This window comes from Pseudomonas huaxiensis, from assembly GCF_003231275.1.
GTDB lineage: Bacteria > Pseudomonadota > Gammaproteobacteria > Pseudomonadales > Pseudomonadaceae > Aquipseudomonas > Aquipseudomonas huaxiensis.
Map to the genome: position 1 here is coordinate 38044 of NZ_QKVL01000034.1, position 20811 is coordinate 58854.

17 protein-coding genes are annotated in these 20811 nt (G+C 64.0%); 14 read left to right on the forward strand and 3 right to left on the reverse strand.

The features are described 5' to 3' along the window. The first annotated feature begins 190 nt into the window (after positions 1 to 190). The 4 genes from DM374_RS25510 to DM374_RS25525 all read left to right on the forward strand — a co-directional run bounded on the left by DM374_RS25510 (position 191) and on the right by DM374_RS25525 (position 3528). Complete coding sequence (locus DM374_RS25510; protein WP_110972369.1) at positions 191 to 1498, forward strand: MFS transporter; 1308 nt, start codon at positions 191 to 193, stop codon at positions 1496 to 1498. 46 nt (positions 1499 to 1544) lie between these two features. Further along, on the forward strand, positions 1545 to 2072 hold the full coding sequence (locus tag DM374_RS25515; RefSeq protein WP_110972370.1) for a YbhB/YbcL family Raf kinase inhibitor-like protein: 528 nt from the start codon (positions 1545 to 1547) through the stop codon (positions 2070 to 2072). 91 nt (positions 2073 to 2163) lie between these two features. Continuing rightward, a complete protein-coding gene (locus DM374_RS25520) occupies positions 2164 to 2829 on the forward strand; it encodes a M24 family metallopeptidase (protein ID WP_110972371.1) in 666 nt (221 codons plus the stop codon). Between the two features lie 21 nt (positions 2830 to 2850). Then, positions 2851 to 3528 (forward strand): class I SAM-dependent methyltransferase, encoded by a 678-nt coding sequence (locus tag DM374_RS25525; RefSeq protein WP_110972372.1) that lies wholly within the window; start codon positions 2851 to 2853, stop codon positions 3526 to 3528. Here the strand turns inward: DM374_RS25525 and DM374_RS25530 are convergent. The 3 genes from DM374_RS25530 to DM374_RS25540 all read right to left on the reverse strand — a co-directional run bounded on the left by DM374_RS25530 (position 3505) and on the right by DM374_RS25540 (position 5320). Beyond that, positions 3505 to 4068: a cupin domain-containing protein gene (locus tag DM374_RS25530; RefSeq protein ID WP_110972373.1), complete on the reverse strand. Its 564-nt coding sequence runs from the start codon at positions 4066 to 4068 to the stop codon at positions 3505 to 3507. The genes DM374_RS25525 and DM374_RS25530 overlap by 24 nt on opposite strands. Before the next feature lie 3 nt (positions 4069 to 4071). Then, entirely contained in the window at positions 4072 to 4872 is an 801-nt protein-coding gene (locus DM374_RS25535) for an exodeoxyribonuclease III (protein ID WP_110972374.1), read from the reverse strand. A 178-nt stretch (positions 4873 to 5050) separates the two neighbouring features. Then, entirely contained in the window at positions 5051 to 5320 is a 270-nt protein-coding gene (locus tag DM374_RS25540) for a PepSY domain-containing protein (protein ID WP_095153472.1), read from the reverse strand. Positions 5321 to 5458: 138 nt separating this feature from the next. Between DM374_RS25540 and DM374_RS25545 the strand changes: the two genes are divergently transcribed. The 10 genes from DM374_RS25545 (at position 5459) to DM374_RS25585 (ending at position 20810) form a co-directional block, all read left to right on the forward strand. Beyond that, positions 5459 to 5839 (forward strand): RidA family protein, encoded by a 381-nt coding sequence (locus tag DM374_RS25545; protein WP_095153473.1) that lies wholly within the window; start codon positions 5459 to 5461, stop codon positions 5837 to 5839. 256 nt (positions 5840 to 6095) lie between these two features. Continuing rightward, positions 6096 to 8087 (forward strand): peptidase U32 family protein, encoded by a 1992-nt coding sequence (locus DM374_RS25550; protein ID WP_110972375.1) that lies wholly within the window; start codon positions 6096 to 6098, stop codon positions 8085 to 8087. Between the two features lie 450 nt (positions 8088 to 8537). Further along, positions 8538 to 9701 (forward strand): cellulose biosynthesis protein BcsQ, encoded by a 1164-nt coding sequence (gene bcsQ, locus DM374_RS25555; protein WP_110972376.1) that lies wholly within the window; start codon positions 8538 to 8540, stop codon positions 9699 to 9701. After that, on the forward strand, positions 9698 to 11923 hold the full coding sequence (gene bcsA / locus DM374_RS25560; RefSeq protein WP_110972377.1) for a UDP-forming cellulose synthase catalytic subunit: 2226 nt from the start codon (positions 9698 to 9700) through the stop codon (positions 11921 to 11923). The genes bcsQ and bcsA overlap by 4 nt, the downstream gene beginning before the upstream one ends. Continuing rightward, positions 11920 to 13278, forward strand: coding sequence for a cellulose biosynthesis cyclic di-GMP-binding regulatory protein BcsB (locus tag DM374_RS34165; protein WP_318531820.1), 1359 nt, complete (start codon positions 11920 to 11922; stop codon positions 13276 to 13278). Before bcsA ends, DM374_RS34165 begins: the two co-directional genes overlap by 4 nt. Next, positions 13196 to 14257, forward strand: coding sequence for a cellulose biosynthesis cyclic di-GMP-binding regulatory protein BcsB (locus tag DM374_RS34170; RefSeq protein WP_318531821.1), 1062 nt, complete (start codon positions 13196 to 13198; stop codon positions 14255 to 14257). The genes DM374_RS34165 and DM374_RS34170 overlap by 83 nt, the downstream gene beginning before the upstream one ends. 3 nt (positions 14258 to 14260) lie before the next feature. Next, the gene (bcsZ, locus tag DM374_RS25570) at positions 14261 to 15481 is read left to right on the forward strand and encodes a cellulose synthase complex periplasmic endoglucanase BcsZ (RefSeq protein ID WP_110972378.1); all 1221 of its coding nucleotides are present in this window, start codon (positions 14261 to 14263) and stop codon (positions 15479 to 15481) included. Beyond that, complete coding sequence (locus tag DM374_RS25575) at positions 15457 to 19464, forward strand: cellulose biosynthesis protein BcsC (protein ID WP_110972379.1); 4008 nt, start codon at positions 15457 to 15459, stop codon at positions 19462 to 19464. The genes bcsZ and DM374_RS25575 overlap by 25 nt, the downstream gene beginning before the upstream one ends. A gap of 21 nt (positions 19465 to 19485) precedes the next feature. Continuing rightward, on the forward strand, positions 19486 to 20145 hold the full coding sequence (locus DM374_RS25580) for an SGNH/GDSL hydrolase family protein (protein WP_095153480.1): 660 nt from the start codon (positions 19486 to 19488) through the stop codon (positions 20143 to 20145). After that, positions 20142 to 20810: an alginate O-acetyltransferase AlgF gene (locus DM374_RS25585; RefSeq protein WP_110972380.1), complete on the forward strand. Its 669-nt coding sequence runs from the start codon at positions 20142 to 20144 to the stop codon at positions 20808 to 20810. The genes DM374_RS25580 and DM374_RS25585 overlap by 4 nt, the downstream gene beginning before the upstream one ends. Position 20811: the final 1 nt, after the last annotated feature.

Below are 20811 nucleotides of genomic sequence, written 5' to 3' on the forward strand. Positions count from 1 at the left end.
GACACTCCGCCACACCCTCACCCATCTGTCAGTCAGCCGGCAAAACCCATTAGAATCTCGCGCCCTTTTTCGCCTGGTCACTTCGAGCAGCGACAATCCCAACAACGAGCAGCCCCGGTCCGCAAGGGTCCGGCTGACGTGCGCGCGCGTACCAAGGGTCTGACCGCTAATCGAAACTCTTGAGGTACGTATGTCTCCGCGTTTGCTGGCCATGGCGCTGGCACCCCTGCTCGGGCTGTTTATCATGGCCCTGGGTAATGGCTTTCTGTCTTCCCTGACCACCCTGCGCCTGGATGAGGCCGGCGAATCGGCCACCATGATCGGTGTGGTCTCGTCTGCCTATTTCATCGGCCTGACCCTCGGCGCAGTGTTCAATGACCGGCTGATCCTGCGCATCGGCCATATCCGCGCCTACAGCAGCTTCGCCTCGCTGATCGCCGTTACCATCCTGGCCCAGGGCCTGTTCGTCGACACCTGGGGCTGGATGGTGCTGCGGATGATCAACGGCTGGGCCACGGTCGGCGTGTTCCTGGTGATCGAAAGCTGGCTGTTGATGGCCGGCGACACCAAGGTCCGCGGGCGCCTGCTGGCGCTGTACATGATCGCGTTCTATGGCGCGGGCGTGGTCAGCCAGGCGGCGCTGGGTGAAATTGCCGGCTGGGGTGACCAGGCGCCGTTCATGATGGCCGGCATGCTGGCGGCGCTGTCGGTGCTGCCGATCGTGATCCTGCCGCGGGTGTCGCCACTGCTGGAGCACGTCGAACCGCTCAAGCCGCGCCAGTTGCTCAGCGTGACCCCGACCGGCCTGGTCGGCTGCTTCGGTTCCGGCCTCGCCATCGCTGCGGTCTATACCTTGCTGCCGCTGTACCTGCAACGCATCGGCCTGGCGGTCGGCGAAGTCGGCACCATGATGGCCTGGGTGATTCTCGGCGCCATGCTGCTGCAGTACCCGGTGGGCCGCTGGTCGGACCGTAAGGACCGCCAGGACGTGCTGATCGCGCTCGGCATGCTCTGCACCGTGCTGTCGGTGGTCATCCTGCTGCTGCCGTCCGATTCGATGCTGCTGCCGGTGATGCTGTTCCTGCTCGGAGGTGGCGTGTTCGCCGTCTATCCGGTGTCGGTCAGCCATGCCGCCGACCGTGCGCCGGTCGAAGCGCTGGTGCCGATGATCCAGGGCATGTTGCTGATCAACTCGCTGGGCTCGGCGATCAGTCCGGTGGCGATTTCGCCATTGATGAACCGCTACGGCGAGGTTGGTCTGTTCTGGGCCATGGCGGTGATCAACCTGGCGCTGGTGAGCTTCTTCCTGTGGCGCCGCGGCAAGCGCCCGGTGCCGGCCAACCCCGCGCCGTTCGTGCCGTCCGCGACCTTCTCGCCGACCGGTGCCGAACTGCGGGTTACCGACGATTTGCGCCACGCCGCCCAAGACCATCCTCCGGTACCGGAAATGGGCGAATACGCCGGGTCGCCGCCGGCCCCCCGCGCTGGCGTCGAGTAAGCGTCTACACTGCGGTTCCCCGAAGCTCATTCAAAGGTGAACCGCAGTGAAAACACTGATCCCCGCCCTCGCCCTGCTGGCCTTCGCAGGCGCCGCACATGCGGCGCCGCTGTCCATCACCTCCACCTCCTTCAGCGATGGCGGCCGGATTGCCCTGGCCCAGATCGGCCCTGACACCGCCTGTGGCAAGGGCCAGGAACGCTCACCGCAGTTGAGCTGGTCGAACCTGCCCGAAGGCACCCGCTCGGTGGCCTTGGTGATGTTCGACCCGGATGGCGCCAAGGGCCTCGGCGTCGTCCACTGGGTGGCCTACAACATCGATGCCAAACGTGGCGAACTGGCCGAAGGTGTCAGCGAGGGCATCACCGTCGGCAAGAACGTCAAGGGCGCCACCGTTTATCGCGGCCCCTGCCCGCCCGCCGGCGACAACCCTCATCATTACGCCCTGACCCTGATCGCCACTGACCTGGCACCCGGCACGCTGCCCGACGGTCTGGACCGGGACGGTTTGCTCAAGGCATTGCAAGGGCACGCACTGGGGGCGCAGAGCCTGGTCGGCTTGTACGGGCACTGAGGGTTCACGAAACAAAGTGTTGCAAGAGCTATCGCCATATAGAAGTCTATACAGCGAAAACACCCAAGAGCCCTTGAACAGAGAGCCACCAATGAACACCGCCGTGTACCCCAAGGAAGCCACTGGCGCGAATTACGCGCTGGAATTGATGCAGTACGCCCAGGCCCGCACCTGGGAAGCCGTGGACGCTATCGCCGCGGTGATTCGCCCCGGCATGAGCGAGTCCGAAGCCACCGCTCGCGGCAAGGAGATCCTTGCCGGGCTGGGCATGGAACGCATCTGGCACCCGCTGCTGGTGCGTTTCGGCGCCAACACCCTGAAAGCCTTCAACCAGCGCTCGGACGGCGATCCGGTGCTGGGCGACAACGACATTTTCTTCATCGACATGGGCATCGTCTGGAAAGGCCATGAAGGCGACGCCGGCGCTACCTTCGCCGTGGGCGACGACCCGGAGATGATCGCCTGCGCCGCCGCGGCCAAGACCCTGTACCAGCGGGTCGAAGCACACTGGCGTGACGAGAACTGCAGCGGCGTCGAGCTCTACGACTTCGCCCGCCAGGAAGCCGAAGCCATGGGCTGGACGCTCAACCTCGATATCAAGGGCCATCGCGTCAGCGACTTCCCCCACGCTATCTACCGCGCCGGCGACCTTGGCGATCTGGCCGAGCGACCGAACCGCGGGCTATGGATCCTGGAAATCCAGATCGCCCACCCGAGCAAGCCGTACGGGGCGTTTTACGAAGACCTTCTGGCCTGAATGGCATTATGAGGAATTCAGATGAGCACTGACCCCGAATCCCTGATCCTCTCCAGTTGGCAAACCAACGCCGAACCCTGGATCACCGCCGTGCGCGAAGCGCGGATCGAGAGCCGCCGGTTGGTCACCGACCACGCCATGTTGAGCGCCATCGATGCGCGGCGGCCGCAACGTGTTCTCGATCTTGGCTGTGGCGAAGGCTGGCTGTGCCGTGCGTTGCGCGGCTGGGGCATCGCGACCTGGGGTGTGGACGCCACGGCGGGCCTGGTCGAAGCCGCCCGGATCAGCGATCCCGAGGGTGACTACGAATGTCTCGACTATGCAGCGTTCAGCCAGCAAACGCCGCACCGCCAGGTCGATCTGATCGCCTGCAATTTCTCGCTGTTCGGCGCCGAGGAACTGGAGCGGTTGCTGGCGGCGCTGCCGGCGTGGCTGGAACGTCCGGGCCATCTGCTGATCCAGACGTTGCACCCTCACGTGGCCTGTGGCGATGAACCCTATGCCGATAGCTGGCGCGCGGGCTCCTGGGCAGGCTTTGACGCGGCGTTCCGCGACCCGGCGCCCTGGTATTTCCGCACGCTGGAAAGCTGGGTGACGCTGCTGCACGCCAACGGATTCCGCCTCGACGCCCTCATCGAACCGCCACACCCGCTTACCGGCAAACCGGCCTCTCTGCTACTCGCTGCGCGCGCGGCCTGAGGCTTTCCAGGCCGTCATCAGCGGGCCATCACTGCCGGCCACCGGGTCGGCCAGTGGCAGCGCAACCCGGGCGATTCGTGCTTTCGAATCGGCGTGACTGGCGTTGCCGGGGCGCTGGATATCGTAGTCCTCCTGTCCACGCGGATACGCCCCCACCACCAGGAAATCCCGGCTGCTCTCGACGCAGCGGTGGCCGGTTCCGGCCGGCAGCACCAGGACATCGCCGACGGCAATGCTCAGGGTCTGCCCGGACTGCCCGCCCAAGGTGACCCGCGCCTCGCCACGCACAACGGCCAGCGCTTCATGGGCAGTGGAATGGTAGTGGTGATAGTCGAAAATGCCGGCACGCCACAACGGCGTCCACTGGTTGCGGTTGAACAGCGCCTCGAACGCCGCCGCCATGTCGCTGCCCGGCTTCGACCGCAGGTGATAGCGAATGACCGGCAACGGGCTGTTGGGCGTGGCCCCGTCGTCGTGGAAGTGCAACTGCCGCATCGTCTCGGCAACGTGTTGTAGATCGACGAAAAGCGCGTCGTTCATCAGTCAGTCCTCTCGGGCCTTGCGCTTGCGCGGGCCCAGTTCGATCCAGGCCGGAGCGTGGTCGCTGGCCTTGGCTTCATTGCGCACCCAGGCATCGACGCCACCGTTTTTCAGGTACGGGGCCAAAGCCGGGTTGAGCAGCAGGTGATCAATGCGCAGGCCGGAGTTTTTCGGCCAGTGCTCGCGGAAATAATCCCAGAAGGTGTAAAGGCGCTGCTCCGGATACAGATGACGCAGCGCGTCGGTCCAGCCCTGGTCGAGCAGGCGCTGGTAGCAGGCGCGGCTTTCCGGCTGCAGCAGCGCGTCCTTGAGCCAGGAGCGCGGGTTATAGATGTCGAAATCGGTGGGCACTACGTTGTAGTCGCCGGCCAGCACCACCGGGTGGTCACTGTCCAGCAGCCCCTGGGCATGTTCGATCAGGCGTTCGAACCAGGCCAGTTTGTAGTCGAACTTGGGGCCGGGTTGCGGATTGCCATTGGGCAGGTACAGGCATGCCACCACTACACCGTGGGCCGCGGCCTCCAGGTAGCGGCTCTGGCTGTCGTCTTCCATACCGGGCAGGCCGCGGCGGATTTCCAGCGGCTCAGCATCGCGGGCCAGGATCGCCACGCCATTCCAGGCTGCCTGGCCGTGATAGAGGCTGCCGTAGCCGGCGTCGGCAAGTTGCTCGCTGGGAAAGCCCTGCGCTTTCAATTCCTGCAGGCAGGCGATGTCCGGCTGTTCGCGCTCCAGCCAGGCCAGCAGGTTGGGCAGGCGAGCGCGGATGCCGTTGATGTTGAAGGTGGCAATCTTCAGCGCTTTCATGAGTTGGGCCCGCGATATGGGTGGATGCCGAGGTGAAGCACTGCCGGCCAATGGCTTTGACCCTGATTACCCCGTGCAAGCCGGATGACTTGCCGGCGTTCAATCAGGCGATTGTCGACGCGTTGCGGGCCGCTTGAGGTTTCGGGGCCGTCTGGCGGCCCCGGATACAGCGGCGGGATCAGTGATCCATTTCATCCTTCACGATCTTGCCGGTGTGCGGATCGACCTTGAATTCATACTTCATGCCGTCAGCCTTGGTGCCCTCGCCTTCCCAGTGGCCATCGTCGGCCTCGATCTTGGTGATCTGCGTGTAGCCGGCGGCCTTGAGGGTCGCGGAGGCCTGCTCCTGGGTGACTTTCCAGTCGGCACCCGGCTGGTCCGCCCAGGCCGGGGCCGCGAGCGCACCCACCAGGGCCAGGCCAGCGAACATCGAGGTGATAGGTTTCATTGCACTTCTCCTTGTTTTGCATGAAAGGTCCTGATTGGGACTGGTCCCCGGCGCCGAGGGTTCAAACGAATTCGCCGCAAGACGGCTCGCGGCTTACACTGTGCGGCCTGTTTTACTCAGTCATCGCAAGAGATCCTCATGGCCAATCAAGACATCACCTACATCCCCGACCCGGATGCGGACTCCATTTCCTCCGACGTGGCCGGTTTCGGCGGCATTCTGGTGTCCACCCAAATCCCGACCCGCGCCGACGGCAGCCTGGAACTGGGCGACATCACCGCCCAGAGCGAATGCACCCTGCAGGCGCTGAAAGTGGCCCTGGAAAAAGCCGGCAGCGGCATGGACCGCGTGCTGCACCTGACCATCTACCTGACCGACATGGCCGACCGCCCGGCGTTCAACGAGGTTTATCAGCGTTTCTTCAGCAAGCCATGGCCGGTACGCGCGGCGGTGGGCGTGTCCGAGCTGGCGGTGGAAGGCATGCGGGTGGAAGTCACGGCGATGGCGGCCAAGGGCTGATTGCCCGGGCAAATGGCCTCATCGCTGCGGTTCGGCGCCGCGACAAGCCCGCGCCCACTGGGGTTTGTGTCAGACCCAACACTGTGGGAGCCGGCTTGCCGGCGATTGCGCCAGGCCAGGCAACACTGCATTCACTGAAGACCTCATCGCTGCGGTTCGGCGCCCCGCAAAAACCACCGGGCAGCATTCGGGTGCCGGTCAGGCATTTCGCCGCTACAATGCGCGCCTTGACCGTGTTGAAGCCTAGAAAAACATCATGTCCTTGCCCAAACATCACCTGGAATTGCTCAGCCCTGCCCGCGATGTCGCCATCGCCCGCGAGGCCATCCTGCATGGCGCCGATGCCGTGTACATCGGCGGCCCGAGCTTCGGCGCACGGCACAACGCCTGCAACGAGGTCAGCGAAATCGCCGAACTGGTGGAATTCGCCCGGCGCTACCATGCGCGGATCTTCACCACCATCAACACCATCCTCCACGACAACGAGCTGGAACCTGCACGCAAGCTGATCCATCAGCTCTACGATGCCGGTGTCGATGCGCTGATCGTCCAGGACCTCGGCGTGATGGAGCTGGATATTCCGCCCATCGAACTGCACGCCAGTACCCAGACCGACATCCGCACCCTCGGCCGCGCCAAGTTCCTCGACCAGGCGGGCTTCTCGCAACTGGTGCTGGCCCGCGAGCTGAACCTGCAGGAAATCCGCGCCATCGCCGACGAAACCGACGCGGCGATCGAGTTCTTCATCCACGGCGCGCTCTGCGTGGCCTTCTCCGGCCAGTGCAACATTTCCCACGCCCAGACCGGACGCAGCGCCAACCGCGGCGACTGCTCCCAGGCGTGTCGCCTGCCGTACACCCTCAAGGATGAAAAAGGCGGCGTGATCGCCTATGAAAAACACCTGTTGTCGATGAAAGACAACAACCAGAGCGCCAACCTGCGCGACCTGGTGGACGCTGGCGTGCGCTCGTTCAAGATCGAGGGCCGCTACAAGGACATGGGCTATGTGAAAAACATCACGGCCTGGTACCGCCAGCGCCTGGATGACATCCTCGAAGACCGCCCGGACCTCGCTCGCGCATCCAGTGGCCGCACTGCGCATTTCTTCGTCCCGGACCCGGACAAGACCTTCCACCGCGGCAGCACCGACTATTTCGTCAGCGAGCGCAAGATCGACATCGGCGCCTTCGACTCGCCGACCTTCACCGGTCTGCTGGTGGGTACGGTAGACAAGGTCGGCAAGCGTGACATGCAGGTCGTCACCCATGACCCGCTGTCCAACGGTGACGGCCTCAATGTTCTGGTCAAGCGTGAAGTGGTGGGTTTCCGCGCCAACATCGCCGAGCTCAAGGGCGAGTTCGAGGAAGACGGCGAGAAGCGCTACCGCTACCGCGTCGAGCCGAATGAAATGCCTGAGGGCCTGTTCAAGCTGCGGCCGAACCATCCGCTGAGTCGCAACCTCGACCACAACTGGCAACAGGCCTTGCAGAAGACCTCGGCCGAACGCCGTATTGGTCTGTCGTGGGTCGCGCGTCTGCGCGAAGACCGCCTGCAACTGACCGCCATCAGCGAAGAAGGCGTTGCTGCCAGTGCCAACCTGGACGGTCCGTTCGGCGAAGCCAACAAGCCGCAACAGGCACTGGACCAACTGCACGACCTGCTCGGCCAGTTGGGTACCACCCAGTACCACGCCGACTCCATCGAGCTGGACGCGCCACAGGCGTTCTTCATCCCCAACTCGCAGCTCAAGGCCCTGCGCCGCGAAGTCATCGAGTCGCTGACCAATGCCCGTGTCGCCGCCCACCCACGCGGTGGCCGCAAGGCCGAAACCACGCCGCCGCCGGTGTATCCCGAGTCGCACCTGTCGTTCCTGGCCAACGTCTACAACCAGAAGGCCCGTGACTTCTACCACCGTCATGGGGTCGCGCTGATCGACGCAGCGTACGAGGCGCATGAGGAAACAGGCGAAGTGCCGGTGATGATCACCAAGCACTGCCTGCGTTTCTCCTTCAACCTCTGCCCCAAACAGGCGAAGGGTGTGACCGGCGTGCGCACCAAGGTGGCACCAATGCAACTGGTGCACGGTGATGAAGTGCTGACCCTGAAATTCGACTGCAAACCCTGCGAAATGCATGTGGTGGGCAAGATGAAGGGCCATATCCTCGACCTGCCGCAGCCCGGCAGCGCTATCGTCGGCCACATCAGCGCCGAAGACCTGCTCAAGACCATTCCCCGCGCGCCTCACTGAGGCCAGGGCTGGCATTGAAGTTGCCTGCCTTGAAGCATCGTTGACCCTTTCGGGACCGCGCCGCGGTCCCGAAAATCATCCCCAATCTCCTTCCCAGCCGACCACCGACCGGTTGCGCTTTGCGCAAACTGTAGGAATTATTGATATCATCTGTAAGCTTTCTCGTACGCAGCTCGGGGTTTTTCTGAAAAAATCTGTCAGCCTAATCTTTAAAGATTATTCAACTTTGAGGATTTCGAGCCGATGGGGGAATTGAGAGGCCAATCTAGAGCCATCGCTGAGCAGGTCAAAAATATGGCGATTATTTTTCTATCACGCCAGCATTCGAGACGACATACAGCAAATAAACAAAATATTGACACAACTATTTTGATATCACACCCTTACCCACTTGGAAGATCCGAACCTGCCCTTCTGTAGTCCAGATAGCCGTAGGCTGGAAGTACATATATGAGTCAAGCAGACGATATTGGAAACCTGTTCCACCGCTTTGGGGCAAGTGCTGACAGCTACAAAGAAATCAACACCGAATTCGAATTCCTCGAACCGTTGCCAGTCGCTGCCGCCCCGCCCTCACCGCCCGCCGCTCCAGCGCCGGCCAGGCCGGTGGCGATTAACCTGGTCGAAGTCAAGCGCCCGCTCGTCGTAGCCGCCCTTCCCGCCGCACCGCCACTAACAGCGCCCGTGCTTGCGGTGCCCTTGGTAGGCAGTAGCGAAGACCTCCCCCTCGGCACCTCCCTGCGTGAACGCCTGGCAGTCGTGGCCCGCGATCGTCACGCCGCCGCCGAAGAAAACATCCGCCGAGCCCTCGACAACGCCCTGCGCGCCCAGCCGCCACAACGGCCCAAGGCCCATGTCATCGTTGTGATATCCGCCAAAGGCGGTGCTGGCAAAACTACCGTCGCAGCGTCCTTGGGCAAACTGCTCAAACGCACCACCGGTCGCACTCTGGTGCTCGACCTGGACTCGCAGAATTCCCTGCTCAGCCACTTCAACCTGCCCCGCTCCACGCCCGGTATCAACCAGGCTCGCTTGCAGGAGGCCGGCTGGGATGGCATCCGCGCACCAACCGAAAGCGGTATCGAATGCCTGCCCTTCGGCCCGAGCAACGTCGCCGATGTGCGCGCCTTCGAAGCGCAACTGGCGGCCAATCCAGCCTGGCTGATGCAGCAACTGGCGACCCTCGAACTGAGCGCCGACGACCTGCTGGTCATCGACACTGCAACCGGCGCCACGCCGTGGTTGCACCAGGTACTAGGCGTTGCCAATCAGGTGATTGCCCTGACGCTGGCCGACGCCGCGTCCTATCTGGTACTGGACAAGCTGCAAGCCTGGCTCGCGCCGCTGCGTCCCGGAACCTGTGGTTTCCTCGTCAACCAGGTCGATGCCCAGCGTCCGCTGAGCCTGGATATGGCCGAAGTGCTGCGTCAGCAACTGGGCGAGCGCTGGCTGGCCGCCCTGCCGCTGGACCACCAGTTCGACGAGTCCCTGGCCTACGAGTACGACCCCCTGCAACAACCGCTCGACAGTCCTGCATGCCAAGTTCTGCGCGCGGTTGCCCATGATCTGGCTCAACGAATCGAGCAATACCGCGAAGAAACCAGCGCCTCATGACCGCCCAACTCACCCCGACGCCGGTCTTGCCGACGTCCAGGAGGGCGCGGGCGATAGCCTGGTTTGCCCGCTTCGAACAATTGCCAGACGGCCTCAAGCTCGGTCTGAAGATCGGCTCGGCGGTGCTCGGCTTGCTGCTGCTGGTAGCTGTAGTCACCACGCCACTGGAGTTGGTGCCACAGGTCGCCTTCGCGGTTCTGTGCCTGGCGCTGTTGCTGGTCCTGCGCAAGGTGCCAGGACGCATCCCGGTAATGGCGATGATCGCGCTGTCGCTGATCGCCACCCTGCGCTACGTGTACTGGCGACTTACCGACACCCTCGACTTCGATAACGGGCTGGACATGTTTTTCGGCTACGGGCTGGTAGCCGCCGATATCTACGCTCTGATCATCCTCTCCTTCGGCTACCTGCAGACCGCCTGGCCACTTCAGCGCAAGCCGATGATCCTTACCACGCCGCCGAATGAATGGCCGGTGGTGGACGTGTTCGTGCCGACGTACAACGAAGAACTGAGCATCGTCAAACTCACCGTGCTGGCCGCCCAGGCGATGGACTGGCCACGTGACAAGCTGCGCGTCCATGTTCTCGACGACGGCCGCCGCGAGGAGTTTCGCGAGTTCTCCCGGCAGATCGGGGTCAACTACATCGTTCGCGACAACAACCGTCACGCCAAGGCCGGCAATCTCAACGAAGCGCTGAAGGTCACCGACGGCGAATTCATCGCGATCTTCGACGCCGACCACGTGCCGACCCGTTCTTTCCTGCAAGTGACCATGGGCTGGTTCCTCAAGGACCCAAAGCTGTCGCTGCTGCAGACGCCACACTTTTTCTTCTCCCCCGACCCGTTCGAGAAGAACCTCGACACCTTCCGTTCGGTACCCAACGAGGGCGAGCTGTTCTACGGCCTGGTGCAGGACGGCAACGACCTGTGGAACGCCACCTTCTTCTGCGGCTCCTGCGCAGTGATCCGCCGCACCCACCTGCTGGAAGTCGGCGGCGTGGCGGTGGAAACCGTGACCGAAGATGCCCACACCGCCCTCAAACTCAGCCGCAAGGGCTACAACACCGCTTACCTCGCCATCCCCCAGGCCGCCGGGCTGGCCACCGAAAGCCTGTCGCGCCATATCAACCAGCGCATTCGCTGGGCACGGGGCATGGCGCAGATCTTCCGCACCGACAACCCGTTCATCGGCAAGGGACTGAGTTTCGGCCAGAGAATCTGCTACGTGAACGCCATGATGCATTTCTTCTACGGTTTGCCCCGCCTGGTGTTCCTCACCGCGCCGCTGGCCTACTTGATCTTCGGCGCACAGATCTTCCACGCCTCGGCCATGATGATCACCGCCTACGTGCTGCCGCATATTTTCCACGCCAGCCTGACCAACTCACGGATCCAGGGGCGCTTCCGCCACTCGTTCTGGAACGAGGTGTACGACTCGGTGCTGGCCTGGTACATCATGCGCCCGGTGCTGGTCGCGCTGATCAACCCGAAAATCGGTGGTTTCAACGTCACCGACAAGGGCGGGATCATCGAGAAGGACTACTTCGACTGGAAGCTGGCCCGGCCCTACATCGTGCTGCTGGTGCTGAACCTGATCGGCATCATCTGCGGCGTCGTGCAGTTGTTCATCGGCGACCCCGACGCCGTACTCACCATCGTCATCAACCTCGGCTGGACGCTCTACAACGTCATCATGAGCAGCACCGCCGTGGCGGTGGCCAGTGAAAGCCGCCAGGTACGCACAGAGCCGCGGGTTCACGCCGAACTGCCGGTACGACTGAACCTGCCAGACGGCCGCGAGATCGACTGCCACACCGTCGATTTCTCGCAGAGCGGCGTGGGCGTGAAACTGCCGCCGGGCGTGAGCCTGAACAAAGACATGGATCTGAACGTCACCTTGCACCGTCAGGGCCAGGCCTGCGTGCTGCCGGCCCGGGTGATGTTCGCCCGCGGCAACATGGCCGGTATGCGCTTCCATGAACTGACCCTGCGACAGCAGAGCGACATGGTCCGTCTGACCTTCTCCCGCGCCGACACCTGGGCGTCGTCCTGGGGCAGCAGCAACGTCGACACCCCACTGAGCGGTCTGCGCGACGTCAGCAAGGTCGGCCTGCGCGGCATGTCCGACCTGGCCAAAGCCACCCTGGCCGCGCTGCACCATCGTCGCTACTTCCGCAAGACCAACACCCCGAACATTGAACCTGCAATGGAAACGCAATGACTGTCACGGCTCTCACCGACGAAAAAGTGAATCCGCTGCGCCGTCCGCGCACCCTGCTGGCCTGCGCACTGCTGCTGGGCAGCCTTGGACACGCCGCCGTCGCCGAAGAAACGGCGCAAGTGCCCGCCAGCCCGGAGGCCGACGCCCTATCCGTTGCTGGCGCGCCGGGCTACCGCCTCAGCTTCAAGGAGCTGGGCAAGGACTACACCATGAGCCTGCGCGGAATCGAGTCGAGCGACACGGTCAACTTCGACATGCGCGCCGACGAAGTGGTGACCGGCGCCCAACTGACGCTGCAATACACCTATTCGCCAGCGCTGCTCAGTGAGCTGTCGCAGATCAATATCATGGTCAACGACGAGGTGGCTGCCAGCCTGCCGCTGCCCAAGGAAAACGCTGGCACGGTACAAAAGCACACCATCGAAATCCCGCCGTACCTGATCACCGAGTTCAATCGCCTCAGCGTGCAGTTGATCGGCCACTACTCGATGCAATGTGAAGACCCGGCGCATTCGAGCCTGTGGGCCAAGGTCAGCAACGACAGCCAGTTGAGCATTCAGGTCTCCCAGGTCGAGCTGCCCAACGACCTCGCCGGTCTGCCATTGCCCTTGTTCGACCGCCGCGACCGCCGTGCCCTGGCAATGCCGTTCGTGTTTGCCGCAGCGCCAGATACCACCACGCTGGAAGCCGCCGGTGCGGTGTCGTCGTGGATGGGTGCGTTGGCCAGTTACCGCGGCGCGCGGTTCTCCAGTCAGGTGCAGAGCCTGCCAGCCAAAGGCAACGGCATCGTTCTGGTCAACAGCAATGAAGCCAGTCACCTCGACGGCCTCGACCTGCCGTCAGTGCAGGGCCCGACCCTGTCGCTGGTAAGCAACCCCAACGACCCCTACGGCAAGCTGCTGGTGATCGCCGGCCGCGACAGCGACGAGATCAAGCGCGCCGCCACCGCGCTGGTGGTGGGCAGTCGCAGTCTGTCCGGGCAAAGCGTGCAGATCGACACGGTCGATATCCTGGTGCCACGCCAACCTTATGACGCGCCGAACTGGCTACCGAGCGATCGCCCGGTGCGCCTGGGCGAATTGCTCGAACCGCGCCAGCTCAACGTTTCCGGCTATTCCCCGGCAATGATCACCGTGCCGATGCGCCTGCCGCCAGACCTGTTCAACTGGCGTGAAGACGGCGCCCGGTTGAACCTCAAGTACCGCTACACACTGCAGCAGACCTCGGCCAGTTCGTCGTTGATGGTTGCCTTCAACGACCAGTTCGTCGTTGATGGTTGCCTTCAACGACCAGTTCATCCGCTCGATGAACCTGCCGTCGATCGAGAACATGAATACCGGCGAGAAGCTGCTTAAGGCATTGAAAGCCGACGACAATGTACTCCGCGAAGCCAGTATGCTGCTGCCGCTGGAGTCGGTTGCGCTGCAATCGCGCCTGCAGTTTCGGTTCATGTACGACTTCATCAAGCAGGGTGAATGCAACGACATCATCATCGACAACATGCGCAGTGCGATCGACCCGGAATCCACGATCGACCTGAGCCACTATGACCATTACATGGCCATGCCCAACCTCGGCGTGTTCAAGGACAGCGGTTTCCCATTCACCCGCCTGGCCGACCTGTCGCAGACCGCAGTAATCCTTCCGGACAACGCCGGCCCGGCTGAATGGGACGCCTACCTGACCGTACTCGGCCGCTTCGGCGACTCCACCGGCTACCCGGCCACCGCGGTCAGCGTGGGCCAAGCCGACGATATCTCACAGTTCACCGACAAGGATCTGTTGGTGCTGTCGTCCGGCAACAACCAGCCGCTGCTCAAGGAATGGGCCGACTACCTGCCGAGCCGCAGCGAAGATGCCAAGCGCTACGTGGAGTTCTCCGACCTGCCGATGCGCGTGCGCGAATGGATCAGCCCGGACCCGGTCGCCAACCAGCGCAAGGCCCGTGGCGCACTGACCTTCAGCGGCGAAAACGGCAGTTCCTACGTCAGCGGTTTCGAATCGCCGCTCAAGCGCGGCCGCAGCGTGGTGGTGCTGTCCAGCCCACAGCCACAGAACCTGGCGGAGGTCACCGATGCGCTGATCGGCGGTGAACATTACACCCAGTCGCTGCAAGGCAGCCTCGCGATGATCAAAGGCAAGCACGTCCAGTCGCTGGTGGCCGATGAGTCCTATTACGTCGGCCATCTCGGCCCGTTCAAATACATTCAGTGGGTGTTGTCGCAGCACGTCTTCCTGCTGCTGGGGCTGACCGTGCTGGGTGTAACCCTGGTCAGTTGCGCAGCCTACTTCTCGCTGCGGGCGATCGCCAGACGCCGGCTCAAGGACGAGTAATCCATGAAAACCGTCAAACTCGCCAAGCGGCGCGCGCCGCTGAAAACTCTGCTGGCTGCGGCGCTGAGCGCCTGGCTGCTGCCCGGCACGAGCCAGGCCGCGAGCCAGTGCGCCGTCTCCGAGTGGCCGCTGTGGCACAGCTTCACCCAGCACTTCATCCAGCCTGACGGCCGGGTGCTGGATGCCAGCACGCCGCAGTTGCACAGTTCTTCGGAGGGCCAGTCTTACGGCATGTTCTTCGCCCTGGTGGCCAACGATCGCGTCGCCTTCGACAAGCTCTGGGCCTGGGCCAAGAACAACCTTGCCGGCAGCGACATCGGCAACAACCTGCCTGGCTGGTGGTGGGGCAAGGACGACAAGGGCCAGTGGCGCCTGCTGGACACCAACTCGGCCTCCGACGCCGACCTGTGGTTCGCCTACGACCTGATCGAAGCCGCCCGGCTGTGGAAGGACGAGCGCTACAGCCAGGAAGCCGCGCTGCTGCTGAACAACATCAAAAGCAAGGAAGTGGCCGATCTGCCAGGCCTGGGCAAGATCATGCTGCCCGGCCCGCAAGGCTTCGCCAAACCCGACCACTTCTGGCACCTCAACCCCAGCTACCTGCCGGTGCCAGTGCTGCGCCGCATGGCCGGGGTCGATCCGCAAGGTCCGTGGAACGATATCGCCCGCAGCACCGCCACGCTGATGAAAGGCGCCGGCCAGCACGGTTTCGTCGCCGACTGGGTTGGCTACCGCGGCACCGGGCCGGGCAACGGCCTGTTCGTCATCGACCCGGTCAAGGGCGAAGTTGGCAGCTACGACGCCATCCGCGTCTACCTGTGGGTGGGCCTGACCCCCAACAGCGACCCGCTATTCAAACCGATGCTCGACAGCCTCGGCGGCATGGCCCAGACCGTCGCGACCCAAGGCACGCCGCCGGAAAAAGTCCAGGTCAAAAGCAACACCACCAGCGGCGACGGGCCCTTCGGTTTCTCTGCCGCCCTGCTGCCCTACTTCAAGGCCCGCCAGCAACCCTGGCTGGAGCAACAGCAGCGCGCGCGCGTCGATACGCTGCTGGCCAAGAGCCTGACCCCGGAAGCGGTCCAGGCCCGACAACCCCCTTATTACGACGTGGTGCTCAGCCTGTTCGCCCTTGGCTACATGGACCAGCACTACCGCTTCCTCGCCGACGGGAAGCTGCAACCTCTCTGGGAGACTTCATGCGCTCGCGCCGCCAAACCATAGCCGTCGGCCTGCTCGCCGCCCTGATCCACAACAGTGGCCACGCCGAACTCAACGAGAACGGCAAGGCGCTGCTCGAACAGGGGCAGTACTGGCAAGCGCGCAAGGACCGGGCCCGGGCGTCCGAAGCCTGGCGCAAGCTGCTGCTGATCGATCCGCAACAGGCCGATGCCATCTACAACCTCGGCCTGCTGGAACTGGACGGCAATCGCCCGGACGGCGCCAAGCGCTACCTGGAGCAATTGAAAAAAGCCCATCCCGGCGAGCGCCAGGCGCTGCTGCTGGAACAGGAAATCAAGCTGCACGGCGACGACAACGCCGAGCGCCTGAACCAGGCGCGGGTACAGGTCGAGTCCGGTGAAGGCGACAAGGCCGTGGCGGGTTACCGCGAGCTGTTCGACGGCAGTGCTCCGCAGGGCGAACTGGCCCTGGAGTTCTACGGCACCCTCGGCTACACCGCCAACGGCTGGCAGGAAGCGCGTCAGGGTCTGGAACGCCTGCAACGCCAGGACCCTGACAATGGCCGGATCAAGCTGACCCTGGCCAAGCTGTTGCTGAGCAACGAAAGCACCCGCGCCGAGGGCATTCGCCGGCTGGCGTCCTACCGCAACGATCCGGCCATCGGCAGCCAGGCCGTGGAAGCCTGGCGCCAGGGCCTGTCCTGGCTCGGCGGCGGCAAGGCCGACATCGCGCTGTACGAGGACTACCTGAAGGCCTACCCGGACGACGAGGAAATCCGCGAACAGATGCGCACCGGCCTGCGCCAGGCGCAATCGACCTATCAGCAGAATCCCCATCTGCAGCGCGGTTTCAAGGCGTTGGAAAACGAAGACCTGAGCGCCGCCGAACTGGCCTTCCAGGCACGCCTGCGTGAAGCCCCGCAGGATGCCGATGCGCTCGGCGGCCTGGGTCTGGTGCGCCAGCGCCAGGGCCGGCTGAACGATGCCGACGCCCTGCTGCGCCAGGCCATCAAGCAAGGCAATGCCAGTCGCTGGCAAAGCGCACTGGTCGCCAACCGCTACTGGGTATGGCTGGACGAAGCCGCCGAAGCCCGCGAGGCCGGCAATCCGCAAAAAGCCCGCGAGCTGCTGCAACGGGCCATCGCCGCTAACCCGCGAGAAGTCCAGGGCCATCTGAGCCTGGCCGACCTGCAAGCGTCCCAAGGTCAGTTCGGCAGCGCCGAAACCACCTATCGCCATGCCCTGAGCCTGGACGCCGGCCAGCCGGACGCCCTCACGGGCCTGGTCAGCGTACTCGCGCAGAACGGCAAGCTCAGTGAAGCCCAGCGCCTGATCGACAACCTCAGCGATGTCCAACGCCAGCGCCTCGGCGACCTGCGCAAACTGCGCGCCGCCATCGCCGTTGGCCAAGCCAAGGACGCCGAGCGCCGCGGTGACCTGGAAGGTGCGCGCAAGTCTCTGGAAGACGCGGTGCGCAACGACCCGCAAAACCCCTGGACCCGCTCCGACCTGGCGAACATCTACCTGAAGACCGATGCGCCGAACAAAGCGCGGCAGATCATGGACGAGCTGGTCCAAGCCAATCCCAACAAGGCCGAAGCGCTGTTCGCCGGCGCGCTGTTCGCCAGCCGCCAGGAGCAGTGGTCGAAAGCCCGGCAATTGCTCGACCGCATCCCGACCGGCCAACGCACCACGGCCATGGACAGCCTCGCCGAGGAAATCGACCTGCGCCTGCTCGCCAGTCAGGCCCAGGCCCTCGCCAAACAGGGCAAGCGTTCCCAGGCGCTGGGCCTGCTGCAGCGAGCGGAAAGCAGCCTTCGCGCCAGCCCCGAGCTATACGCCGCGCTGGCTTCGGCCTATATCGACATTGGTTACACCGACCGCGCGGTAAGCCTGCTGCGCAACGCCATCGCCCAGAGCAGCAAGCCGACCCCGGGCCTGCGCATCGCCTACGGCGGCGCCCTGCTCAAGGGCGGCAAGGACGTTGAAGTCAGCCAGATCCTGCGCGATGTGCGCGGCGTGCCACTGAGCAGCACCGAACAACGTAGCTACGACGACCTGCTGTTCCAGTACACCGTGCGTCAGGCCGACCTGCTTCGGGAAAAAGGCGACCTGGTCGCCGCCTACGACACCCTCGCCCCGGCTCTGGCCCAGCGTCCGGACGACGCCCAGGCGGTGTCGTCGCTCGCACGTATGTACCTGGATAACCGCAACCCGCAGAAAGCCGTCAACCTGTACCAACCGTTGCTGGCCACGCAACCGGACAACGCCGATGTGCAGATGGGTGCCGCCCTGGCCTTCCAGCAGAACGGCCAGACCGCGCAAGCCGAAAAGGCCATCGAGCGCGGCCTGCAACTGGCCCCGGAAAACCCGCAAGTGCTGAGCACCGCCGCCGCGTGGTACCGCAGCCGTGGCAAGCTGGCCAAGGCTCAGGAACTGTACGCCCAGGCATTGGCCCTGCAGGGTCCGAAGGACACGCTGATCGACAATCCGTTCGGCGAAGCCATCGCGGCCAACCCCTTCGTCGGCCAACCCGGCCAGCGCAAGGCGTCGCGTCTGGAAGGCATGGCGTTCAACGAAATCCCCGAGCCGGCGCAGGTCCAGGTCAAGGCGCGCAAGGCCGCGAGCCTTGCCGCCGCGCCAGAAGACAGCGAGCCGTTCGACGAGCCAGTGTTGGTTGCCAGTCGCGAGGTCGAGCCCGGCCAGCGCCGCCGCGCGCTGCCGGTGGAGGAGCCGGAGCGCGCAGTGGTCAATCCTGATCCACGTGCATCGATCGAAGCGGAACTGGCGAGCATCCGCGAGTCGCGCAGCCCGCAGATCAAGCAGGGCTTCACCGTGCGCACCAACAACGGCGAGTCGGGGCTCGGCAAGATCACCGATATCGAGGCGCCCCTGGAAATCAGCTTCCCGGTGCGTGATGACCGCATGGCGATTCGCGTGACACCGGTGTCGCTGAATGCGGGCAGCATGCATGAATCGAGCAACAGCAGTCCGCGCTTTGGTGGGTTCCGCGTCGAAGATGTCGCCCACATCCTGACGCTTCCAACAGCCCAGCAACCTGACGCGGCCGACGCCTGGCAGGAAGACCTCGGTGGCATCGGCTCCCAGAGAGACAAGGGTGTCGGCCTCGCCGTGGCCTATGAAATGCCGTCGCTGGGCCTGACGACCGACCTGGGCACCAGCCCGGTCGGCTTCCGGGAAACCAACGTGATCGGCGGCGTCAGTCTGGACCGGGCCTTCACCGAGACCAGCAACTTCCGCTACAACCTCAACCTGTCGCGGCGCTCGGTGACCGACAGCCTGGTGTCGTTCGCCGGGGCACGGGACGCGCGTACCGGCGTGGAATGGGGTGGCGTCACTGCCAACGGCCTGCGGGCCCAGGCCAGCTATGACAACCAGCGTTTTGGTGCCTATACCTACGCCGGCTGGCACAAGCTGACGGGTACCAACGTCGAGGACAACGAGCGCGTCGAACTGGGCAGCGGCATCTACTGGTACCTGCTCAACAACCAGGACTGGCGACTGACCGGCGGGCTCAGCCTGTCTGGCTCCACCTACGACAACAACCAGAGCTTCTTCACCTACGGCCACGGCGGTTATTTCAGCCCGCAGACCTTCTTCTCCATCGGCCTGCCAGTCAGCTGGGCACAACGTGGGCCGAACTGGAGCTATCAGGTCCAGAGCTCGGTCGGCCTGCAACACATCGAGCAGGAAAGCGCACCGTACTATCGCAAAAACAGTTCGCAGGCAGCGCTGGAAAGCCTCGCCCAGGCTTATGCAGCCGACGGGCAGTTCATCAACACCCGCTACGAATCGCAGAACAAGACCGGCATCGGTTATTCGCTGGGCGCCAGTGGCGAATACCGCCTTGGCGACGGTTTCTTCTTCGGCGGCACCTTCGGCGTGGACAACGCCCGCGACTATCGACAATTCACCGGTGGCCTGTACTTGCGCTACCTGTTCGAGGATGGCGGCGGCGCCATGCCGCTGCCCGTCAACCCTTACCGTTCCCCTTATTCGAACTGAGCCAAAAAAGGAGTTAATGAAATGGCTGCTTCTCTTCTCGCTGGTCTGACGATCCTGATGATCGGCGACAGCCACCTGGCAACGCCGGACTACCTGATCAAGAGCCTGCACGACAACCTCGTGCAACAGGGCGCGCAAGTGCACTCGCTGGGTGTCTGCGGCTCCAAGGCCGGGGACTGGACCAAAGTCACGCCGGGCGAATGCGGCGGCGCCGAGCGGCGCAACAAGGACAAGGCCGTGGTCCTCGGCAACAAGGCCACCACCCAGCCGATCAGCCAACTGATCGCCGCCGACAAGCCAGACCTGATCGTGGTGGTCATGGGCGACACCATGGCCGACTACACCAAGCCGGCCTTCCCGAAGACCTGGATCTGGCAGCAGACCACCAGCCTGACCAAGGAAATCAAGAACGCCGGCACCAAGTGCGTGTGGGTCGGGCCGAACTGGGGCAGCGAAGGCGGCAAGTACGGCAAGACCTACGCCCGTGTCGAACTGACCTCGAAGTTCCTCGCCAGCAATGTCGCGCCGTGCGATTACATCGACTCGCTGAAGTTCTCCAAACAAGGCCAGTGGGCTACCATCGACGGCCAGCACTTGACCAGCATGGGCTACATCAGCTGGAGCAAGGCCATCACCGACGCACTGCTGGCAAGCCCGGTGGTCAAGGACGTGAAGAAATGAGCCACCTGAGCGCACTGCTTACTGCCCTGCCGCTGGCCATGGCCGCTGGCATCGCCAGCGCCGATGTAGCGTTGTACCCGACCGGCCCGAGCGAAGACTCGGCCTTCCTGCGCTTCGTCAACGTCGCCCCCGGCGTGCTGGACATGCAGGCCAGCGGCTCCAAGGCCAGCCTCAAGCTGGACGACAGCCAGAAGGTCTCGGCCTACCTGCAGGTGCCGGCCAACAAGCCGATCAAGGGCACCCTCAGCAACGGCGCCGCCAGTTCGGCTCTGGACCTGCAAGTCGCGCCGGGCGAGTTCGCCACGGTGTTCGCCTTCAACGACGGCGGCAAGATCAGCCAGCGCGTGGTGCGCGAGCAACCGGACGATTTCAACTCGTTGAAAGCCTCGCTGGCCTTCATCAGCCTCGACCCCGCCTGCCAGGCCCCCGGCCTGCGCCCGGCCGGTCGCAACGCCGACCTGTTCAAGGACGCCGTCGATGGCAGCGTGCAGCGCCGCTCGATCAACCCGGTGAAGCTGTCGGTGCAACTGGTCTGCGCCAACGCCAGCGTCGGCAATCCGCTGGACCTGGGCGAACTGAAGGCCGGTGAGCGCTACAGCGTGATGCTGCTGCCGGGCGCCGAGGGCCCGCGCCTGCTGAACACTACCGACACGTTGTCCAACTGAC

Coding starts and splice junctions, on each gene's coding strand:
- DM374_RS25510 (WP_110972369.1), top strand. CDS start 191: ATGTCTCCGCGTTTGCTGGCCATGGCGCTGGCACCCCTGCTCGGGCTG.
- DM374_RS25545 (WP_095153473.1), top strand. CDS start 5,459: ATGGCCAATCAAGACATCACCTACATCCCCGACCCGGATGCGGACTCC.
- DM374_RS25585 (WP_110972380.1), top strand. CDS start 20,142: ATGAGCCACCTGAGCGCACTGCTTACTGCCCTGCCGCTGGCCATGGCC.
- DM374_RS25575 (WP_110972379.1), top strand. CDS start 15,457: ATGCGCTCGCGCCGCCAAACCATAGCCGTCGGCCTGCTCGCCGCCCTG.
- bcsQ (WP_110972376.1), top strand. CDS start 8,538: ATGAGTCAAGCAGACGATATTGGAAACCTGTTCCACCGCTTTGGGGCA.
- DM374_RS25530 (WP_110972373.1), bottom strand. CDS start 4,068: ATGAACGACGCGCTTTTCGTCGATCTACAACACGTTGCCGAGACGATG.
- DM374_RS25540 (WP_095153472.1), bottom strand. CDS start 5,320: ATGAAACCTATCACCTCGATGTTCGCTGGCCTGGCCCTGGTGGGTGCG.
- DM374_RS34170 (WP_318531821.1), top strand. CDS start 13,196: ATGGTTGCCTTCAACGACCAGTTCATCCGCTCGATGAACCTGCCGTCG.
- bcsZ (WP_110972378.1), top strand. CDS start 14,261: ATGAAAACCGTCAAACTCGCCAAGCGGCGCGCGCCGCTGAAAACTCTG.
- DM374_RS25525 (WP_110972372.1), top strand. CDS start 2,851: ATGAGCACTGACCCCGAATCCCTGATCCTCTCCAGTTGGCAAACCAAC.
- DM374_RS34165 (WP_318531820.1), top strand. CDS start 11,920: ATGACTGTCACGGCTCTCACCGACGAAAAAGTGAATCCGCTGCGCCGT.
- DM374_RS25535 (WP_110972374.1), bottom strand. CDS start 4,872: ATGAAAGCGCTGAAGATTGCCACCTTCAACATCAACGGCATCCGCGCT.
- bcsA (WP_110972377.1), top strand. CDS start 9,698: ATGACCGCCCAACTCACCCCGACGCCGGTCTTGCCGACGTCCAGGAGG.
- DM374_RS25550 (WP_110972375.1), top strand. CDS start 6,096: ATGTCCTTGCCCAAACATCACCTGGAATTGCTCAGCCCTGCCCGCGAT.
- DM374_RS25520 (WP_110972371.1), top strand. CDS start 2,164: ATGAACACCGCCGTGTACCCCAAGGAAGCCACTGGCGCGAATTACGCG.
- DM374_RS25580 (WP_095153480.1), top strand. CDS start 19,486: ATGGCTGCTTCTCTTCTCGCTGGTCTGACGATCCTGATGATCGGCGAC.